Consider the following 1,146-nt stretch of genomic DNA (forward strand, 5'->3'; position numbering starts at 1 on the left):
CGTGGCAAGGCCGATGAACGATCCGAACGCATCCGTTCACTGGCCGATCAGTTAGGCCTGCCCATCGCCGCGCTGGCCGGGAACGACGTGAGGCTGACACCGTCCGCCGTTCCCGTGGAGTTGCCACGTCTGCCTTTCGATGCTGAAGCGCATGAGTACCACTTTCCCAATGTTATCGCCGCCAAGCTGGCCGTCTCCAACGAACTGGCGCTGCCATTGGCCAAGCTTTCGGAAGAGGATCAAGCGTTTATCCAGCAGGTGGTGAGCGAGACCTTGATTCGACGGGTTGTCCTAGATCGCGTCAGGGGCTACTTCCGTCACAAGAAAACAGGAGAGGACTATGCGGGTTGAAGTGATGCAGCACTACGGACTGACTCTGCCGCTAAACCAAGCCGGTTATTTTGAGACTGCCCATCATCAGCAACTGATCAAAGACATCAAGGGCGCGATCTTCGAAGGCCGCTTGATTGCACTCTGTGGCGTCATCGGCAGTGGCAAAACCGTGATGCTGCGACGGCTTCAGCAGGTGATGGAGGCAGAGAAGACCTGCACGGAGGGCAGGGTTGACGCTGAATCGATTCTGACCGAAGACGCCATCGACCTGCTCGCCACCAAGTTGCGCACACCGCTGCAAATTCAACTGCACATCAGCCTGGCCTTGGAGGCCGGTTACCTGACCGGAGAAAAACCTGTCTCAGCGGAGTTGGTGGAATCCGTGCTGTCGCGGCAACTGGATGATCTGGAACCAACCCTGACGCGCCATGGCTACCGCATCAAGGATCTGGTCGAGCAGTTCGACGCCAGACCCACCGAGATCAAAGCGCTGTTCAGTAACGCACTCGATCCGGCTCGCACCACAGAACTGCGCGACAGGATGCTGGCCGCAGGGCTGCCGATTTGATTCAGGCCGAAGACCGGTCAGTTGCACTTAATGTGAGTCGGAGACGATGGAATGCAAGCCGATGCGGCTGAATGCAAGCTCGCTCGCAATTAATCTGAGCCCGACGGCTCTGTCGGTCGCAGTTAATCTAAGCGTGAAAATTGCGCTGATTAGCTGATTGCGAGCACGGCTGTTTTCGATTGCAAGCCGCTACACCTAACGACAACCTAGTGTACTGTTTTCGAAAAAATCAGCCACCAACTAAC

Annotated in this window: 1 protein-coding gene and 1 pseudogene; both read left to right on the forward strand. The window is 56.5% G+C overall.

The window, feature by feature from the left end:
* Positions 1–351 (forward strand): annotated as a pseudogene (locus tag DW49_RS0107080) (IS481 family transposase); the annotation flags it as partial.
* A complete protein-coding gene (locus DW49_RS1000000132795) occupies positions 341–901 on the forward strand; it encodes a hypothetical protein (protein WP_024421155.1) in 561 nt (186 codons plus the stop codon). The pseudogene DW49_RS0107080 and the gene DW49_RS1000000132795, both read left to right, overlap by 11 nt.
* Positions 902–1,146: the final 245 nt, after the last annotated feature.

Source organism: Pseudomonas avellanae BPIC 631 (assembly GCF_000444135.1).
In the GTDB taxonomy this organism is placed as follows: domain Bacteria; phylum Pseudomonadota; class Gammaproteobacteria; order Pseudomonadales; family Pseudomonadaceae; genus Aquipseudomonas; species Aquipseudomonas avellanae.